Origin of the sequence: Tessaracoccus defluvii, from assembly GCF_014489575.1 — a bacterium.
GTDB classification, from domain to species: Bacteria; Actinomycetota; Actinomycetes; order Propionibacteriales; family Propionibacteriaceae; genus Arachnia; species Arachnia defluvii.
On the sequence record NZ_CP060789.1, the window covers coordinates 1390713 to 1406335 of the forward strand.

Genomic DNA, 15623 nt, shown 5'->3' on the forward strand with positions numbered 1-15623 from the left:
TCCGCATGCACGACGTCGTCTACGACCTGTCCACTTCCCTCGACGGGTACACCGTCGATGCCGACGGCGGCATCGACTGGTCGGTCCCCGACGACGAGGTCTTCCGCCTCGCCGTCGACGAGGTGCGTCGCGTCGGTGTCCACCTGCTCGGCCGGCGGCTCTACGAGACGATGGTCGTGTGGGAGACCGCCTCGGCGGAGGCCGGGTTCAGCCCCGAGGAGCTCGAGTTCGCGAGGATCTGGCAGGAGCTGCCCAAGGTGGTGTTCTCGTCGACCCTCACCGAGGTGGTCGGCAACACGCGCATCGCCACCGACGACCTCGCCACGGAGATCGCCCGGCTGAAGGCGAGCCGGGTGACGGCGACATCGCCATCGGCGGCTCGACGCTGGCGGCGGCCGCGGCCGACCTCGGGCTCATCGACGAGTACCGCATCCGGGCCTATCCCGTGCTCCTGGGCGCCGGCCTGCCCTACTTCCCCCACCACGGCGCACGGCAGAGCCTCGAGCTCGTCGAGTGCCGCCGGATCGGCCCCGTCGCCTACCTGCGCTACCGGGTCGCCCGCTAGCGTGGGGGCATGTCCTCCGATGAGATGCGGCGCCGCGCAGACGCGTTCCGCAGCACCGGTGTCACCTACCACCGGTACCGTCCAGGCTATCCCGACGACGCCGTCGGCTGGGCTCTCCCGGACGGGGCCCGCGACGTGCTGGAGCTCGGCGCAGGCACCGGCAGGCTGACCGATGCGCTGCTTGAGCGCGGGTTGACCGTCACGGCCGTCGACCCGTCGGCCTCGATGCTGGCCGTGCTCGCGGCGCGCCATCCCGACGTCTCCGTCGTCGAGGCCCGGGCGGAGGCGACCGGCCTGGCGGACGCCTCGTTCGACGCGATCGTCGTGGGACAGGCGTGGCACTGGATCGACCCTGCCGCCGGCTCGGCCGAGGCGGCCCGCCTGCTGCGCCCTCGCGGCACGATCGCGATGCTGTGGAACCAGCGGGTGCCGGAGGACGGCTGGCAGGCAGCGTTCGAGGCGGTCCAGCCGGACCCGCGGGGTGTCGACCTGATCTCCCGCCACGACGCCGACGCACGGTTTCCGTTCGGCGCTCGCGAAGAGTTCCGCACGGCCTGGGAGCGGACCATCCCGGCCGAGGACTACGTGCAGCTCTACACCACGCAGTCGCCGTTCCTGATCGCGTCGCCCGAGGAGCAGGCCCGGCGACTCGCCACGTGGCGGTCGCTGCTGCGGGCCCACGCCGTCGATCGTGTCACGCAGCGGTATGCGACGACGGTGTGGCGGTTCCAGCTACCCGGATGACTCAGGCGCGACGCAGCGTAACCGCCGCGAGCACGGCCGCGGCGAGCATGAGCGCGACGCCGATGGCAGAGGTCAGCACCACGCCGGAGTCGAACGCGGCCTGCGCCCGAGGTCGGAGCCGGCCCGTCCGCTGACCATGACGAGCCCGTAGCCGACGGCGTTGCACAGCAGCCCCGCGACGACCAGCTGGCCGGCGCGGAAGCGGCGCGCGAGCCGGACCACAGCCAGGCCCGCGACGACCGTGACGACGAGCCCCGGCAGCAGGACCAGCCCGGCCTCAATGGGCGTGCGACCCGACACCAGTTGGAGGTGCTGCGAGACGAAGAAGAGGAAGCCGACCAGCGAGAACACGCTCAGCAGGTTCGCGGCCACCGAGCCGCTGAAGACGGGGTTGCCGAAGAGCCGGACGTCCAGCATCGGGTTGTCGCGCCCGAGTTGGCGGCGCACGAACCAGGTGCCCGCGGCCAGCGCGACGACGAACGCGCTCGCCACCGGCAGGCTCGCCCCGTAGATGGCCACCGACTTGATGCTCCACACCAGCGCGGTCATGGCCACCAGCACCAGGACGATGCTGACGGGGTCGATCGGGCCGGGGTGGGGGTCGCGCGACTCGGGCAGCAGCCGCGGCCCCGCCAGCAGCAGCGGCAGCAGCAGCGGGACGGCGAGCAGGAACACCGAGCCCCACCAGAAGTGCTCGAGCAGGCGCCATGTCAGCCAGGGACCGCATCCTCGACACGTTCGAGGCCATCCTCAGCACAGAGGGTGAGCGGGGCGCGACGGCGGATGCCGTCGCGGCAGGCGCGGCCGTCTCGAAGGGCGGCCTGCTGTACCACTTCCGTAACCGGGAGGCCCTCGTCGACGGGCTCCTCGACCGGCTGCTCGCGCACGCCGAGGTGGATGTGGCGGCCATGACGGCGGCGCCGGAGGGTCCCTCCTGGTACTACCTCACCTCGTGCGCGGTCACCGGGACCCCGTTCGACCGCACCCTCATCGCCGTCTCCCGGCTCGGGCTCGACAACCACCCCCGCGCCGGCGCCACGCTCCGCGGCATCCAGGAGCGCTGGCTCGCCCTCGTCGTCTCGGAGGTCGGCGACGCCGCCATCGCCCGGGCGATCATCCTGATGGGCGACGGGCTCTACCACAACGCCGTGTTCGCGACGTCCCCGGCGCAGGAATCTGCCGACCTCGACGCCCTGGTGCGGGTGCTGGAACTGCTGAAGCGGGGAGCCTCCGCGGGGCTGTGACCCGGCACCCTCAGGCGCGGGTCAGCTCGCGCCAGAGTTCCCGGACCCGGCGCCTCGTCGCCTCCGGCGGACCCGCGTTGTCGACGACGTGCGTGGCCACGGCCAGCCGCTCGTCGCGGGAGGCCTGGGCGTCGAGCCGGGCCCGCGCCTCCTCCCGGGTGAGCGGGTTGCGGCGCATGAGCCGGTCCAGCTGGGTCTCCTCGGGCACGTCCACCACGATGACCGTCCCGAAGCCGCGGTACAGCCCCGTCTCGACGAGCAGCGGCACGACCTGGATCACCACCGCACCCTCGGGCGCCGCTTCCTCGAGCTCGGCGGCCCGCGCCCGCACCAGCGGGTGGACGATGGCGTTGAGGTCGGCGCGGGCGGCGTCGTCGGCGAACACGATGGTCCCCAGCGCGGCACGGTCCAGCTCGCCGTCTGCCCGCAGCACCGCGTCGCCGAAGCGCCCGACGACGGCGGCCAGGCCCGGGGTGCCGCGCGCGACGACGTCGCGGGCGAGCACGTCCGAGTCGATGATGACGGCGCCGAGCGCCTCGAGTTCTGCGGCCACGAAGGACTTGCCGGAGGCGATGCCGCCGGTGAGCGCGATGCGGGTCATGCGCGCCAGCCTAACGCCCGCCGCCCGCTTCCGACCGGCCGCGACGCGGCAGCAGCCGGCGCACGGACAGGCTGGCCAGGTCCCTCCCCCAGGGAGGATCGGGCCGGGTGAACGCCCACTCCGGGTCGGTCAGCATCCGGGCGCAGGCGAGGCCGGCCACCATGCCGATGAGCACGAGCATCGTCGAGACGCCGTTCTCCATGGCGGAGACGACGTCGCGCTGGTCGAAGTACAGCAGCGTCCGCAGCGCCGAGGAGCCGGGGATGGCCACCAGCACCGTCGGCACGGTCATGACGATCTTCTCCATGCCCAGCAGGCGGCCGGCGACGGCGCAGGCGAGCCCCATGACGACGCAGGCCGTGAAGGTCGCGACGTGCACCGGTACGCCGCCCTCGAGCATGAGCAGCCGCGGAACGTTGCCGAGCACGCCGATCAGGCCCGCCGTCAGCGCCATCGGCAGCGGGGTGTTGAACATGCTGGCCCAGCCGTAGACAGCGAAGAAGCTGGCCAGCACCCACGCCGTCCACAGCAGCGCGGGCGGCGCGACCAGGGAGGGAACGGGATCCGGTGAGATCCCGGCCGGGACGGCGACGACCCAGACGCCGACGGTGATGGCCAGGATCACGGCCGCCGCATACCCCAGCCGCGGGATGCCGACGCCCAGGTCGATGCGGGCGACGTCGAGGCCGCCGGTGACCAGCGGGAAGCCGGGGATGAGGAAGATGGCGGCACAGATGAAGCCTGCGGCGAGCCGCGAGCTGGGCTCTCCCGTCACCAGCGCGATGGCGTTGGCGGCCCCCACGTAGGTCAGGCAGGCCACGGCGGCCGACACCAGCACGGTCGCGAGGTGGTTGATCTCCCAGCGCCCGAGCCGGTTGCGCACCACGAAGCCGAGGGCGCCCGCGGGAAGGACGGCGAGGGCCTCGTGCCACCAGCCGCCGCTCAGTAGCGTCACGGACGCGCAGGCGACAGCGACGAGGACCGTCAGCAACCACGTCGGGTACTGGGCGGGCCGACTCGACGGCGTCGAGGCGGGCCTCGAGCTCGTCGGGCGTGATGGTCGTGTCCTTGAGGTCGCGGGTCAACTTCTGCAGGGCGGCGATGCGGTGGGAGTTGACCCCGGGGCTGCGGATCTCGGCGACCTGCGTCCGGTAGATGCCGCCGATGCCGACGGTGGCGACGATGTTGGTGAAGGTCACATGCGCGGCGAACGAGTCGAGCCCGAGCGCGAAAGCAGCCGCCCGCATCAGCTCCCGGACCCGCAGCCCGCTGGTTCCGGAGCTGAGCATCTCGATCCCGGCGCGCACCACGAGTTCGCTGAGCCGGATCAGTTCGAGGGGCTCGAGGTGCGCCTCGGCGATGTCGACTGTGCCTGACGGCTGACCCGCCATCTCGTGCCGGGGCGCCGCGGGTTCCATGGAGGCCAATCTACCGCGACAGTGCGGCCTGCCTCCGTGCGGGCAACGAGAAGCGGCGGCGCCGACCAGATGGTCGGCGCCGCCGCTTTTCGTGCAATCAGTTGCCGGCGAGCTTGTCGCGCAGCGCCTGCAGCGACTCGTCGGAGGCAAGCGAGCCCTCAACCGGGGACTCGGTGACGTAGCCGGTTCCGGCGTCGACGGCGGCATCGCGGTCCGCGGTCTCCGCGGACTCGATCTGACGCTTGTGGGCCTCCCACAGAGCGTGGGCCTCGGCGTACTGGGCTTCCCAGGCAGCGCGCTGCTCCTCGAAGCCTTCCTTCCACTCGTTGGTCTCCGGATCGAAGCCCTCGGGGTAGATGTAGTTGCCCTGGTCGTCGTAGGACGCCTGCATGCCGTACAGCAGCGGATCGAAGTCGTCCGACGCGACGTCGACGCCCTCGTTGGCCTGCTTCAGCGACAGCGAGACGCGACGGCGCTCGAGGTCGATGTCGATGACCTTGACCATGCGGTCGTCGCCGACGGAGACAACCTGCTCCGGGATCTCGACGTGACGCTCGGCCAGCTCGGACACGTGGACCAGGCCCTCGATGCCCTCGCCGACGCGGACGAACGCGCCGAACGGAACCAGCTTGGTGACCTTACCCGGCACGATCTGACCGATCTGGTGCAGGCGGGCGAAGGTCTGCCACGGATCCTCCTGCGTCGCCTTCAGCGACAGGGAGACGCGCTCGCGGTCCATGTCCACCTCGAGGACCTCGACAGTGACGGGCATCCCGACCTCGACAACCTCGTTCGGGTGGTCGATGTGCTTCCAGGAAAGCTCCGAGACGTGCACGAGGCCGTCGACGCCGCCAAGATCGACGAAGGCGCCGAAGTTGACGATCGAGGACACGACACCCTTGCGGATCTGGCCCTTCTGCAGCTGGGTGAGGAAGGTGTGACGAACCTCGGACTGGGTCTGCTCCAGCCAGGCGCGGCGCGACAGGACCACGTTGTTGCGGTTCTTGTCCAGCTCGATGATCTTGGCCTCGAGCTCCATGCCCACGTAGGGCTGGAGGTCGCGGACACGGCGCATCTCGACGAGCGACGCGGGCAGGAAGCCACGCAGGCCGATGTCGACGATGAGGCCACCCTTGACCACCTCGATGACGGAGCCGGTGACGACGCCGTCCTCTTCCTTGATCTTCTCGATCGTGCCCCAGGCGCGCTCGTACTGGGCGCGCTTCTTGGAGAGGATCAGGCGGCCTTCCTTGTCCTCCTTCTGCTGGACAAGGGCTTCGATCTCATCGCCGACCGAGACGACGTCGAACGGATCGACGTCGTGCTTGATGGAGAGTTCCTTCGAGGGGATGACGCCTTCGGTCTTGTAACCGATGTCGAGCAGGACTTCGTCCCGATCGACCTTGACGACGGTGCCGGAGACGATGTCCCCGTCGTTGAAGTACTTGATGGTGGCGTCGACCGCGGCCATGAAGGCCTCGGGTGAGCCGAAGTCGTCGACTGCGACAGTCGAGGCCTCAGTAGAGGAGGTCATGTAGTAGGGCTCCGAATGGGATGTGTGTGCATCAGGGCCCTTCGCGTGCCCCCTGCTCTGTCCGAAGGAGCACAGGCCACAATGCCTGGCCAGCCTATACGCGCGCGACCGGATGAGCAAGCGGGTGTGCTGGTTGGCCGACCCGTTAGGCTGGCCGCGTGAGCGACGCACCCGAACCCTACACCCCGGCCCGAGCCCTGCCCTCCCGGAGGCGCACGGTCAGCATCGTGCTGACGGCGGTCGCCGTCGTCGTGATCGCGACCCTGATCTTCTTCCTGACCAGGCCCGATGCACCCGCCGCGATCGACCCGACACCGTCGCCGTCGACCAGCCAGCCGGCGAGCCCGGCCGCGTCTCCTGAGCCGAGCCCGAGCAGCAGCCCGGCGATCGACGGGGAATGCGTCACCACCGCGACGGCCGGTTTCGTGCCGACCCGCTACGCGATCCCCGCCTTGAACGTCGACGAACCGGTTCTTGCCCTGAACCTGGACAGCGACGGCAACATCGCGGCACCGCCGAAGAACCAGGCCCGGACCGCCTCGTGGTGGAACGCGGGCCCGCAGCCGGGCAGCGACAAGGGCAAGGTCGTCCTGTCGATCCACACCTACCGCAGCGGCGGCGCCGTCGGCAACGAGCTCTACGAGGGCGGAGCGTCGACGCTGGAGGCCGGCGACGTCATCAAACTGTACGACGACCTGGGCAGCGTGGCGTGCTACGAGTACACCGAGACGCAGAAGATCCTCGCGGTCGACTACGACCCGGAGTCGACGATCATGGTCGACTTCGACGGTGCGCCGATGGTGACGATCATCGTCTGCTGGGACTTCGACAAGGCCACGGAGGACTGGGCCTCCCGGGTGTTCTTCTACGGCAAGGCTGTCTGAGGCCCGACCGCCCCGGGTGAGGTCAGTGGGCCGCCGACTGCCAGGTGTCCCCCACCCCGACCGAGACGTCCAGCGGCACCGCTAGGTCGAACGCTCCCGACATCTCGGCAGACACCAGTTCCGCGACCCGCTCCCGCTCACCGGGGGCGATCTCGAGGACCAGTTCGTCGTGGACCTGCAGCAGGATCCGGCTGCGCAGCCCCGCCTCGGCCAGCGCCCGCGCCAGACCGATCATGGCCACCTTGATCACGTCGGCGGCCGAGCCCTGGATCGGCGAGTTCAGCGCCGCCCGCTCCGCCATCTCGCGGCGCTGCCGGTTCGTGGTGGTGAGGTCAGGCAGGTAGCGGCGCCGTCCCAGCATGGTCTCGGTGTAGCCGCGCTTGCGGGCCTCGTCCACGACGTCGGCCAGGTACTGGCGCACGCCGCCGACCCGGGAGAAGTAGTCCTCCATCAGACCCTTCGCCTCGCCGACGGAGATCTTCAGCTGGTTCGACAGGCCGAACGCGCTCAGCCCGTACGCCAGGCCGTAGTTCATGGCCTTGATCCTGGCCCGCATCTCGCCCGTGACATCCCCCGGCTCCACCCGGAAGACCAGCGACGCCATCTCGTTGTGGAAGTCGCGGCCCGTCGAGAACGCCTCGATCAGCCCGGCGTCGCCGCTGGCGTGCGCCATGATCCGCATCTCGATCTGCGAGTAGTCCGCCGACATCAGCGACTCGAATCCCTCCCCCGGCACGAAGGCGGAACGGATCTGCCGCCCCACCGACGTCCTGATGGGGATGTTCTGCAGATTCGGATCCGTCGACGACAGCCGGCCCGTGGCCGCGATCGTCTGCACGTAGGTGGTGTGGATGCGGGAGCCCTCACGGACGGCGGCCAGCAGGCCGTCGACGGTCTGCCGCAGGCGGATGGCGTCCCGGTGGGCCAGCAGGTGTTCGAGGAACGGGTGCTGCGTCTTCACGTACAGCCCCTCCAACGCCTCCGCGTCGGTGGTCCAGCCCGACTTGGTGCGCCGCGTCTTCGGCATGTCGAGCTCGTCGAACAGGACGCCCTGCAGCTGCTTGGGCGAGCCCAGGTTCACCTCGTGTCCCAGCACGTCGTAGGCGGCCTGCTGGGCCCGGGCGACGTTGCCGTCGAACTCGGCCCGCAGCCCCTCCAAGCGCTCCACATCGACGGCGACCCCCACCCGCTCCATCTCGGCGAGGCAGCGCTGCAGCGGCAGCTCCACCTCCGTCATCAGGGTCGCTGCGGTGCGCTCTGTCAGCTCGGCGTCCAGCGCGGCGGCCAGGTCGAAGACGGCGCGGGCCCGCAGCAGCGCCGCGTCGACGCCGGTGTCGGCCTCCTCCTCGAAGTCGAAGGCCCCCTGGGCGTCGTCTGCGGTGGCCGTGGGGGCGGCGGACAGGTCGCGGTGCAGGTAGCGCACGGACAGGTCGCCCAGATCGTAGGTGCGCTGATCGGGACGCAGCAGGTAGGCGGCGAGCAGCGTGTCGCACACGACACCGTCGAGCTCCCAGCCGCGGGCCCAGCAGGCCAGCATCGGGCCCTTCGCCTCGTGCACGAGCTTCGGCGCGGCGGGATCGGCGAGCCAGGCTGCGAGCGCCGCGTCGTCGGCGGGGGTGAGCTCGGCGGTGTCGATGTAGGCGCCCTGCCCGTCCGCGGCCGCGAACGCGACGCCGGTCAGGTCGCCGGTGCCACTGCCCCACCGTCCGACGAAGTCGAGCGCGGTGCGGCCCGTCGCATGGGCCCCCAGCCAGGCCGCCAGCTCGCCGGGCGCCAGCCGGGCGCCCTCGACCTCGAAGCTCTCCGTGGCGACCGGCTCCGCCGGAGCGAGCTCCAGCAGTCGCTCACGCAGCACGCGGAACTCGAGGGCGTCGAACAGGGTGTGCACCCGCTCCCGGTCCCACTCGTGGCGGGCCGACTCATCGACCGTCAGGTCCAGGTCGAGGTCGCGGATGAGCGCGTTGAGCCTGCGGTTGCGCACCACGTCGTCGAGGTGGGCGCGGAACGATTCCCCCGCCTTGCCCGGCACCTGCTCGGCGCGCGCCAGCAGGTTCTCCAGGCCGTCGAACTGGCCGAGCCACTTGGCCGCCGTCTTCGGACCGACGCCGGGAACCCCCGGCAGGTTGTCGCTGGTCTCCCCGACCAGCGCCGCCAGTTCGGGGTAGCGGGCCGGCGCGACAAGGTACTTCTCCTCCACCGCCTCCGGTGTCATCCTGGCCAGGTCGGAGACCCCCTTGCGGGGATACAGGACGGTGACGCGGTCGGTGACCAGCTGCATCCCGTCGCGGTCGCCGGTCACGACGAAGACGTCGTACCCCTCCGCCGCCGCCGTCGTCGACAGCGTCGCGATGATGTCGTCGGCCTCGTAGCCCGGCTTCTCCACGTGGCGGATGTTCAGCGCGTCGAGGACCTCCTTGATGAGCTGCACCTGCCCCTTGAACTCGTCGGGCGACTTGGCCCGGTTCGCCTTGTACTCGGGGTACTCCTCGGTGCGGAACGACTCCCGGGACACGTCGAACGCCACGGCGAGGTGGGTGGGCTGCTCGTCGCGCAGCACGTTGATCAGCATGGAGGTGAACCCGAACACGGCGTTGGTGTGCTGCCCTGTGCTGGTCGCGAAGTTCTCGACCGGCAGCGCGAAGAACGCGCGGTAGGCGACAGAGTGGCCGTCGATCAGGAGCAGCTTGCCTGGGGTGTTCACCCGGCGAGCCTACCCAATCTGGCAGAGTGCCGCCCATGACACAGCTGCCCGACTGGACCGCCCGCATCACCTCGCCGCTCGACGACAAGCTCGGGCTCACGCTGACCGAGCTCACCCCCGAGCGCGTGTGCGGCTCGATGCCCGTGGCCGGCAACGAGCAGCCCATGGGGCTGCTGCACGGTGGTGCGACAGGCGTCATCATCGAGACGCTGGCATCGATGGGCGCCATGGCCCACGGCTACCCGGGTCGCGCCGGCGTCGGGGTCGACCTCAACGTCACCCACCTGCTCGCCGTCCGCTCCGGCCACGTCCACGGCACGGCCACCGCGCTGCATCTCGGCCGCAACGTCGTCACCTACGCCGTCGAGGTGCGCGACGACGCAGGCAGGCTGACGGCGACCGGCCGGCTCACCTGCCACATGATCGATCTCCCATCCACCGGCCGCTGACGGGCCGGGACAAGCAGAACGCCGCAGCTGGATCCGGCTGCGGCGTTCCTCACGCTGTGGTGGAACTCACTTCTTCTTGTGGTTCAGGACGCCCTCGGCGACCTCACGCATCGACTTGCGCATGTCCATGGCCGTCTTCTGGATCCAGCGGAACGCCTCAGGCTCGGTGAGGCCGAGGTCCTGCTGCAGGAATCCCTTGGCCTGATCGATGATCTTGCGGCTCTCGAAGCGCTCCTCGAGCGAGGTGAGCTCATCCTCGATGGCCGTGATCTCCGCGAACCGCCCCATGGCGATCTCGATGGCCGGGACCACGTCGGAGGCGCCGAACGGCTTCACGACATAGGCCATGGCACCGGCGTCGCGGGCCCGCTCGACGAGGTCACGCTGGCTGAACGCGGTGAGCATGACGATGGGGGCGATGCGCTCCTCGGCGATCTGCTCCGCGGCGGTGATGCCGTCCATCTTCGGCATCTTCACGTCCATGATGACCAGATCGGGCTCGAGTTCGCGGGCCAGACGGACCGCTTCCTCGCCGTCGCCCACCTCGGCGATAACGTCGTAACCCTCCTCGGTGAGGAGTTCCACCAGGTCGAGGCGGATCAGCGCCTCGTCCTCGGCCACAAGTACAGTCGGCTTCTTCTTCATATCTTCTTGGAACTCTTCCCTCGCCCGCACGGCGAGCATTAGTTGGTCATACCGAAGGAGATACTACCGAGACTGCGACGGGGATGCCCACTCAGCGGCCAACTCCGGCCTGTGGCTAGAATATGCCTGCCCACCAACGCCCGGGTGGCGGAATGGTATACGCGGACGGCTCAAACCCGTCTGGCCGCAAGGCCTTAGGGGTTCGACTCCCCTCCCGGGCACCGGCGCAGGTCGTCGGGCAGACGACAAAAGAGGCGGGTCCCCGATCGGGGGCCCGCCTCTTTCACGCCTGGACGGCTCAGCCTTCGCCGAGCTCCTTGACCTTGTGGACGCGCAGGTTGTTCGTCTTTCCGGGCACACCCATCGGGGAGCCGGAGACGATGACGATGCGCTCGCCCACCTCGATCTGGCCGCGGCTACGCAGATCGCGGTCGACCGCCTCGACCATCTCCTCCTGCGAGGAGAACTCCGGCGTGATGAGCGTGTTGACGCCCCACGACAGGGTCATGGTCTGCCGGGTCGACTTCTCCGGGGAGAAGACGAGCATCGGGATGGGGGAACGCAGACGCGCAAGACGGCGGCCGGTGTCGCCCGACTTGGTGAAGGCGACCAGGTAGCGGGCCCCTATGCGCTCGGCCACCTCGGCGGCGGCCTTCGCCAGGATGCCACCGGTGGTGTGCGGATCCCAGTCGATGATGTGGATCTCCTCGTGGCCCTCGTGCTCCGTCTTCTCGACGATGCGGGCCATGGTGGAGACGGTCTCGACCGGGAAGTCACCGACGGACGTCTCGCCCGAGAGCATGACCGCGTCGGCACCGTCGAGGATCGCGTTGGCGACGTCGGAGGCCTCGGCGCGCGTCGGGCGCGGGTTGGTGATCATCGACTCGAGCATCTGCGTGGCGACGATGACCGGCTTGGCCCACTTGCGGGCGGCGCGGATGATGCGCTTCTGGACCAGCGGAACATCCTCGAGGGGCAGCTCGACGCCGAGGTCGCCGCGGGCGACCATGAACGCGTCGAACGAGTCGATGATGTCCTGCAGGTTCGCGATCGCCTGCGGCTTCTCCAGCTTGGCGATGACGGGAAGGCGACGGCCTTCCTCGTCCATGATCTCGTGGACCCTCTTGATGTCGGCGCCCGAGCGGACGAACGACAGGGCGATCATGTCGATGTCGTTGTTCAGGGCCCAGCGCAGGTCACGCTCGTCCTTCTCGGACAGCGCCGGGACGGAGACGGCGACGCCGGGCAGGTTGATGCCCTTGTTGTTGGAGACGGGGCCGGGGACGGTGACCACGCAGACGACGTCGGTCTCGGTGACCTCGACGGCCTTCAGGCCGACCTTGCCGTCGTCGATGAGGATCTGGTCGCCGACCCTGACGTCGCCGGTGAGACCCTTGTAGGTCGTCGAGCAGCGCTCAGGCGTGCCCATGATGTCGTCGATGGTGATGGTGAACTGGTCACCGACCTCGAGGTGGACCTTCTGGTCATCCTCGAAGCGGCCCAGTCGGATCTTGGGGCCCTGAAGGTCAGCGAAGACGCCGACGACTTTGCCGGTCGCCTCGGCGGCGGCACGGACATTCTTCAGGCGACCACCGTGTTCGTCATAGTCGCCGTGGCTCATGTTGAGTCGGGCGACGTTCATGCCTGCATTCAGCAGTTCGACGAGGCGGTCAACGGTCTCGGCAGAGGGGCCGAGGGTACAAACGATCTTTGCTCTACGCACGGCGGAAAGACTACCCGACAGCCTGCCCCGGCACACCCCGGGGTCCAGCTGGGTCAGCCCTGACGCACCAGTTCCAGTGCTTGCGCGAGGTCGTCAGGGTAGGGCGAGGTGAACACGACACGCTCCCCCGACGCGGGGTGCAGGAAGCCCAGTTCGACGGCGTGGAGCCACTGTCGCACCAGCCCCAGCCGCTCCCCCAGCCGCGGGTCGCTGCCGTAGAGCGGGTCCCCGACGCAGGGGTGGCCGATGGCCGCCATGTGGACCCTGATCTGATGGGTGCGCCCCGTCTCCAGGTGGATCCGCAGGAGCGTGGCGGCGCGGTGCGCCTCGATGGTCTCGTAGTGCGTGACGCTGTGGCGGCCGCCGTCGACGATCGCCATCTTCCATTCGGAGCCGGGGTGCCGCCCGATGGGAGCCTCGATGGTCCCGACGAACGGATCCGGGTGCCCCTGCACGAGCGCGTGATAGGTCTTGTCGACGGCGCGGTCGCGGAACGCCTGCTTCAGCACCGAGTAGGCCACCTCCGACTTCGCCACGACCATCAGGCCGCTGGTGCCGACGTCGAGCCGCTGCACGATGCCCTGCCGCTCCGCAGCGCCCGAGGTGGCGACCGCCACCCCGGCGGCGGCCAGGTGCTCGACCACCGACGGCCCGTCCCAGCCGAGACTGGGATGCGCGGCGACACCCACGGGCTTGTCCACCACGACGATGTCACGGTCCTCGTGGACGATCCGCACGCCGTCGGCCAGGTGCGGCTCGACGACCGGGCTGGTGGACGCGGGCTCCTCGTGCAGTTCGAGGAGTTCCCCGCCGGTGACCCGCTGCGACCCCTTGCCGACGACCGTCCCGCCGAGCGAGACAGAGCCGGCGTCGATGAGCAGCTCGATCCGGGAACGGCTGTAGCCGCTGATCCGGGCGGCGACGGCGTCGACGCGTTCGCCGGCCAGGCCGTCCGGGACGATGAAGAGGCTCACGCGGCCTGCTCCTCCGCTGGAGCTTCGACCACGTCGTCGGTCCGCTCCGAGCGGAACGAGCCGATGATGATGAGGACGGCGGCGGCCGTGATGCAGACGTCGGCGATGTTGAAGATGGCGAAGCCCTGCAGCTGGAACATGTCGATCACATGCCCGTGGAGGGCCGCAGGCGGCTGCATGAGCCTGTCGACGAGGTTGCCGGTGATGCCGGCCAGCAGAAGCCCCAGCGCGATCGCGTGCCACGTCCGGGTGATCCTGGGCAGCGCGAACACGAGGCAGCCGACGGTGGCGAGCATCGCGAAGATCGTGAAGACGATCGTCACCTCGGACCCCATGCCGAACGCGGCCCCCGGGTTGCGGATCAGGTTGAGCCGCAGGAGGCTGCCGACGAGGTTGACCGGCACCCCGGGCTCGAGGAACTCGACCGAGGCCAGCTTGACGAGCTGATCGACAGCGAGACCCAGCAGCGCGATCCCGCCCGCTACGAGGCGGACCGCGCGCCGGGCGGTCAGCGTCGTTCCTCGCGCTGCTTGCAGGTCACGCAGAGGGTGGCGCGGGGGAACACCTGGAGGCGGGCCTTGCCGATCGGCTGGCCGCAGACCTCGCACAGGCCGTACTCGCCGGTGTCGAAGAGGTGGATCGCGACGCGCAGCTGCTCGGCCATCTCGCGCGCGTTCTGCGCGATGGACAGCTCCTGGTCACGCTCGAAGTTGCTGGAGCCCACATCCGCAGGATCGCGACCGGCCCCGTCCGAGCCACCCTTCAGGAGGGCCTCGAGATCCGCCTCGCGCTCGGCGATCCGGCGCTCGATCCGGTTGAGCTCATCCTGGAGCTCCTCGCGCTGTTCGGCGACCTCCTCAGGCGTCCAGGCTTCCTCTCCTTCGAGGACAGGCAGCTGGACGGACGGCGCGGCCGCCGACTTCTTCGACGTTGACATGGAAGTACTCCTGGTAGACGTGTTCGGGAAACATACACCACTTCACGGGTAACGCAAGTCGCGCCACGGTCCGGCGGAAACCATGAGGCGAGCCCGCACCGTGCGGTGCGGGCTCGCCTCTTCTGAAGGTGTCGGCTCAGCCCTGTTCGCCGGCGAGGGCGTCCAGGCGCGGAGTGTCCGAGGCGGGGCGGGCGAGCTCCGGCACGTCGGCCGGTTCTGCCTTCGCCTCGGTGACGGTGGCGAGCAGTTCGCTCAGCGTGCCGGTGAGGTTCTCGCGGAACGACGTCTCGAAGGTGCGCAGGGAGCTGACCTTGCCTGCCAGTTCGTGCTGCTCGCGCTCGAGGTCGGCGAACAGCTCGTTGCGGCGCTGGTTGGCCTGCTGGTCGACGGCCGCGGCGCGGGACTCCGCCTCGCGTGTCATCTGCTCGGCGTTGACGCGCGCCTCGGACTCGACGCGCTCCGCCTTGGTGCGGGCATCCGTCTTGATCTCGTTGGCGCGCAGCTCGGCCTCGTCGATCTTCCGCTGAGCCTCGGTCTGCGCCTCGTTGACGAGCGTCGTGGCCTGGTCGGTCGCCATCTGCAGCAGGCGGGTGACGGCCGGGGCAGCCTCCTCGCTGGAGGTGACGGTGAGCGTCTGGGGCCCACCGGCGACGGACGTGACACGCTCGGAGCGGGCACGGTCGTACTCGGCGCGGACCTGGTCGAGCTGGTTGCGCAGCTGATCGTTCTGGGCGGTCAGCTCGCGGACCCGCTGCTCCGCGGCCTGCTGGGCGGCGGAGGCGTTGCTGCCCTGCGTGAGGGCCTCGGTGAGGCGCTGGACCTCGCCGCGGAGGCCGGAGATCTCGTTGTCCTTCTCCTGGACCGCCTCGCGCAGCGCGGAGTCGTCGGTGACGACGGCAGGCGACACTGCGGTGTTCTGGGCCGAGTCGACCTCGCGGCGGAGACGCTCGCGCTCCTTCTCCATCTCATCGAAGGTCGCCTCGACCCGATCGATGAAGGTGTCGACGTCGACCACCTGATATCCCAGTTCGCCGCGACGGGTCATGCGGAAGCGGATCTGACGGACCTCGTCCAGGGTCAGGCTCATAGTTGCTCCAAGAATCGTCCAATAGAAGGGCCGACTCACGCCGGCTGGTTCAGGTTAGCCTAGCGCCCGCCGGATCTGCCAGAGCCTCATGTAGGGGTTGAGGGATGCCGCCCGCGT

16 protein-coding genes, 1 tRNA gene and 1 pseudogene are annotated in these 15623 nt (G+C 69.7%); 6 read left to right on the forward strand and 12 right to left on the reverse strand.

What is annotated here, in order from left to right; all coding sequences use genetic code 11:
* The first annotated feature begins 178 nt into the window (after positions 1 to 178).
* Both H9L22_RS20385 and H9L22_RS06700 read left to right on the forward strand, forming a co-directional pair.
* Positions 179 to 565, forward strand: coding sequence for a dihydrofolate reductase family protein (locus H9L22_RS20385; RefSeq protein ID WP_406707816.1), 387 nt, complete (start codon positions 179 to 181; stop codon positions 563 to 565).
* Positions 566 to 574: 9 nt separating this feature from the next.
* Positions 575 to 1309 (forward strand): class I SAM-dependent methyltransferase, encoded by a 735-nt coding sequence (locus tag H9L22_RS06700; protein ID WP_187722101.1) that lies wholly within the window; start codon positions 575 to 577, stop codon positions 1307 to 1309.
* Between the two features lie 72 nt (positions 1310 to 1381).
* On the opposite strand, the gene H9L22_RS06705 is transcribed toward H9L22_RS06700, so the two are convergent.
* Positions 1382 to 1984, reverse strand: coding sequence for an MFS transporter (locus tag H9L22_RS06705; RefSeq protein ID WP_187722102.1), 603 nt, complete (start codon positions 1982 to 1984; stop codon positions 1382 to 1384).
* Between the two features lie 32 nt (positions 1985 to 2016).
* On the opposite strand from H9L22_RS06705, the gene H9L22_RS06710 reads away from it, so the two are divergent.
* Positions 2017 to 2553, forward strand: coding sequence for a TetR family transcriptional regulator (locus H9L22_RS06710; protein WP_187722103.1), 537 nt, complete (start codon positions 2017 to 2019; stop codon positions 2551 to 2553).
* A 10-nt stretch (positions 2554 to 2563) separates the two neighbouring features.
* Here the strand turns inward: H9L22_RS06710 and coaE are convergent, their stop codons facing one another.
* The 4 genes and pseudogenes from coaE to rpsA form a co-directional block, all read right to left on the reverse strand.
* Entirely contained in the window at positions 2564 to 3154 is a 591-nt protein-coding gene (gene coaE, locus H9L22_RS06715; RefSeq protein ID WP_187722104.1) for a dephospho-CoA kinase, read from the reverse strand.
* A 10-nt stretch (positions 3155 to 3164) separates the two neighbouring features.
* The gene (locus H9L22_RS19650) at positions 3165 to 4145 is read right to left on the reverse strand and encodes a threonine/serine exporter family protein (RefSeq protein ID WP_264292568.1); all 981 of its coding nucleotides are present in this window, start codon (positions 4143 to 4145) and stop codon (positions 3165 to 3167) included.
* A 70-nt stretch (positions 4146 to 4215) separates the two neighbouring features.
* A pseudogene (locus tag H9L22_RS20390) lies at positions 4216 to 4779 on the reverse strand (threonine/serine exporter family protein); the annotation flags it as partial.
* Entirely contained in the window at positions 4670 to 6106 is a 1437-nt protein-coding gene (rpsA, locus tag H9L22_RS06725; RefSeq protein ID WP_187722105.1) for a 30S ribosomal protein S1, read from the reverse strand. The pseudogene H9L22_RS20390 and the gene rpsA, both read right to left, overlap by 110 nt.
* A gap of 158 nt (positions 6107 to 6264) precedes the next feature.
* On the opposite strand from rpsA, the gene H9L22_RS06730 reads away from it, so the two are divergent.
* Complete coding sequence (locus H9L22_RS06730; protein WP_187722106.1) at positions 6265 to 6990, forward strand: class F sortase; 726 nt, start codon at positions 6265 to 6267, stop codon at positions 6988 to 6990.
* 22 nt (positions 6991 to 7012) lie between these two features.
* Here H9L22_RS06730 and polA read toward each other — a convergent pair whose 3' ends face one another.
* Positions 7013 to 9691, reverse strand: a complete 2679-nt coding sequence (gene polA / locus H9L22_RS06735) for a DNA polymerase I (protein ID WP_187722107.1) — start codon at positions 9689 to 9691, stop codon at positions 7013 to 7015.
* Between the two features lie 35 nt (positions 9692 to 9726).
* Between polA and H9L22_RS06740 the strand changes: the two genes are divergently transcribed.
* Positions 9727 to 10140, forward strand: a complete 414-nt coding sequence (locus H9L22_RS06740) for a PaaI family thioesterase (RefSeq protein ID WP_187722108.1) — start codon at positions 9727 to 9729, stop codon at positions 10138 to 10140.
* 66 nt (positions 10141 to 10206) lie between these two features.
* On the opposite strand, the gene H9L22_RS06745 is transcribed toward H9L22_RS06740, so the two are convergent.
* Positions 10207 to 10785 (reverse strand): ANTAR domain-containing response regulator, encoded by a 579-nt coding sequence (locus tag H9L22_RS06745; protein ID WP_406707817.1) that lies wholly within the window; start codon positions 10783 to 10785, stop codon positions 10207 to 10209.
* A 138-nt stretch (positions 10786 to 10923) separates the two neighbouring features.
* Between H9L22_RS06745 and H9L22_RS06750 the strand changes: the two genes are divergently transcribed.
* A tRNA-Leu gene (locus H9L22_RS06750) sits at positions 10924 to 11006 on the forward strand.
* A 77-nt stretch (positions 11007 to 11083) separates the two neighbouring features.
* Here the strand turns inward: H9L22_RS06750 and pyk are convergent.
* From pyk to H9L22_RS06775, 5 genes are all read right to left on the reverse strand, one after another.
* Positions 11084 to 12508, reverse strand: coding sequence for a pyruvate kinase (pyk, locus tag H9L22_RS06755; protein WP_187722110.1), 1425 nt, complete (start codon positions 12506 to 12508; stop codon positions 11084 to 11086).
* 53 nt (positions 12509 to 12561) lie between these two features.
* Entirely contained in the window at positions 12562 to 13482 is a 921-nt protein-coding gene (locus tag H9L22_RS06760) for an RluA family pseudouridine synthase (protein ID WP_187722111.1), read from the reverse strand.
* Complete coding sequence (gene lspA / locus H9L22_RS06765) at positions 13479 to 14090, reverse strand: signal peptidase II (protein WP_187722112.1); 612 nt, start codon at positions 14088 to 14090, stop codon at positions 13479 to 13481. The genes H9L22_RS06760 and lspA overlap by 4 nt, the downstream gene beginning before the upstream one ends.
* On the reverse strand, positions 13991 to 14419 hold the full coding sequence (locus H9L22_RS06770) for a TraR/DksA family transcriptional regulator (RefSeq protein WP_187722113.1): 429 nt from the start codon (positions 14417 to 14419) through the stop codon (positions 13991 to 13993). Before H9L22_RS06770 ends, lspA begins: the two co-directional genes overlap by 100 nt.
* A 136-nt stretch (positions 14420 to 14555) precedes the next feature.
* The gene (locus H9L22_RS06775) at positions 14556 to 15506 is read right to left on the reverse strand and encodes a DivIVA domain-containing protein (RefSeq protein WP_187722114.1); all 951 of its coding nucleotides are present in this window, start codon (positions 15504 to 15506) and stop codon (positions 14556 to 14558) included.
* Between the last annotated feature and the right edge of the window lie 117 nt (positions 15507 to 15623).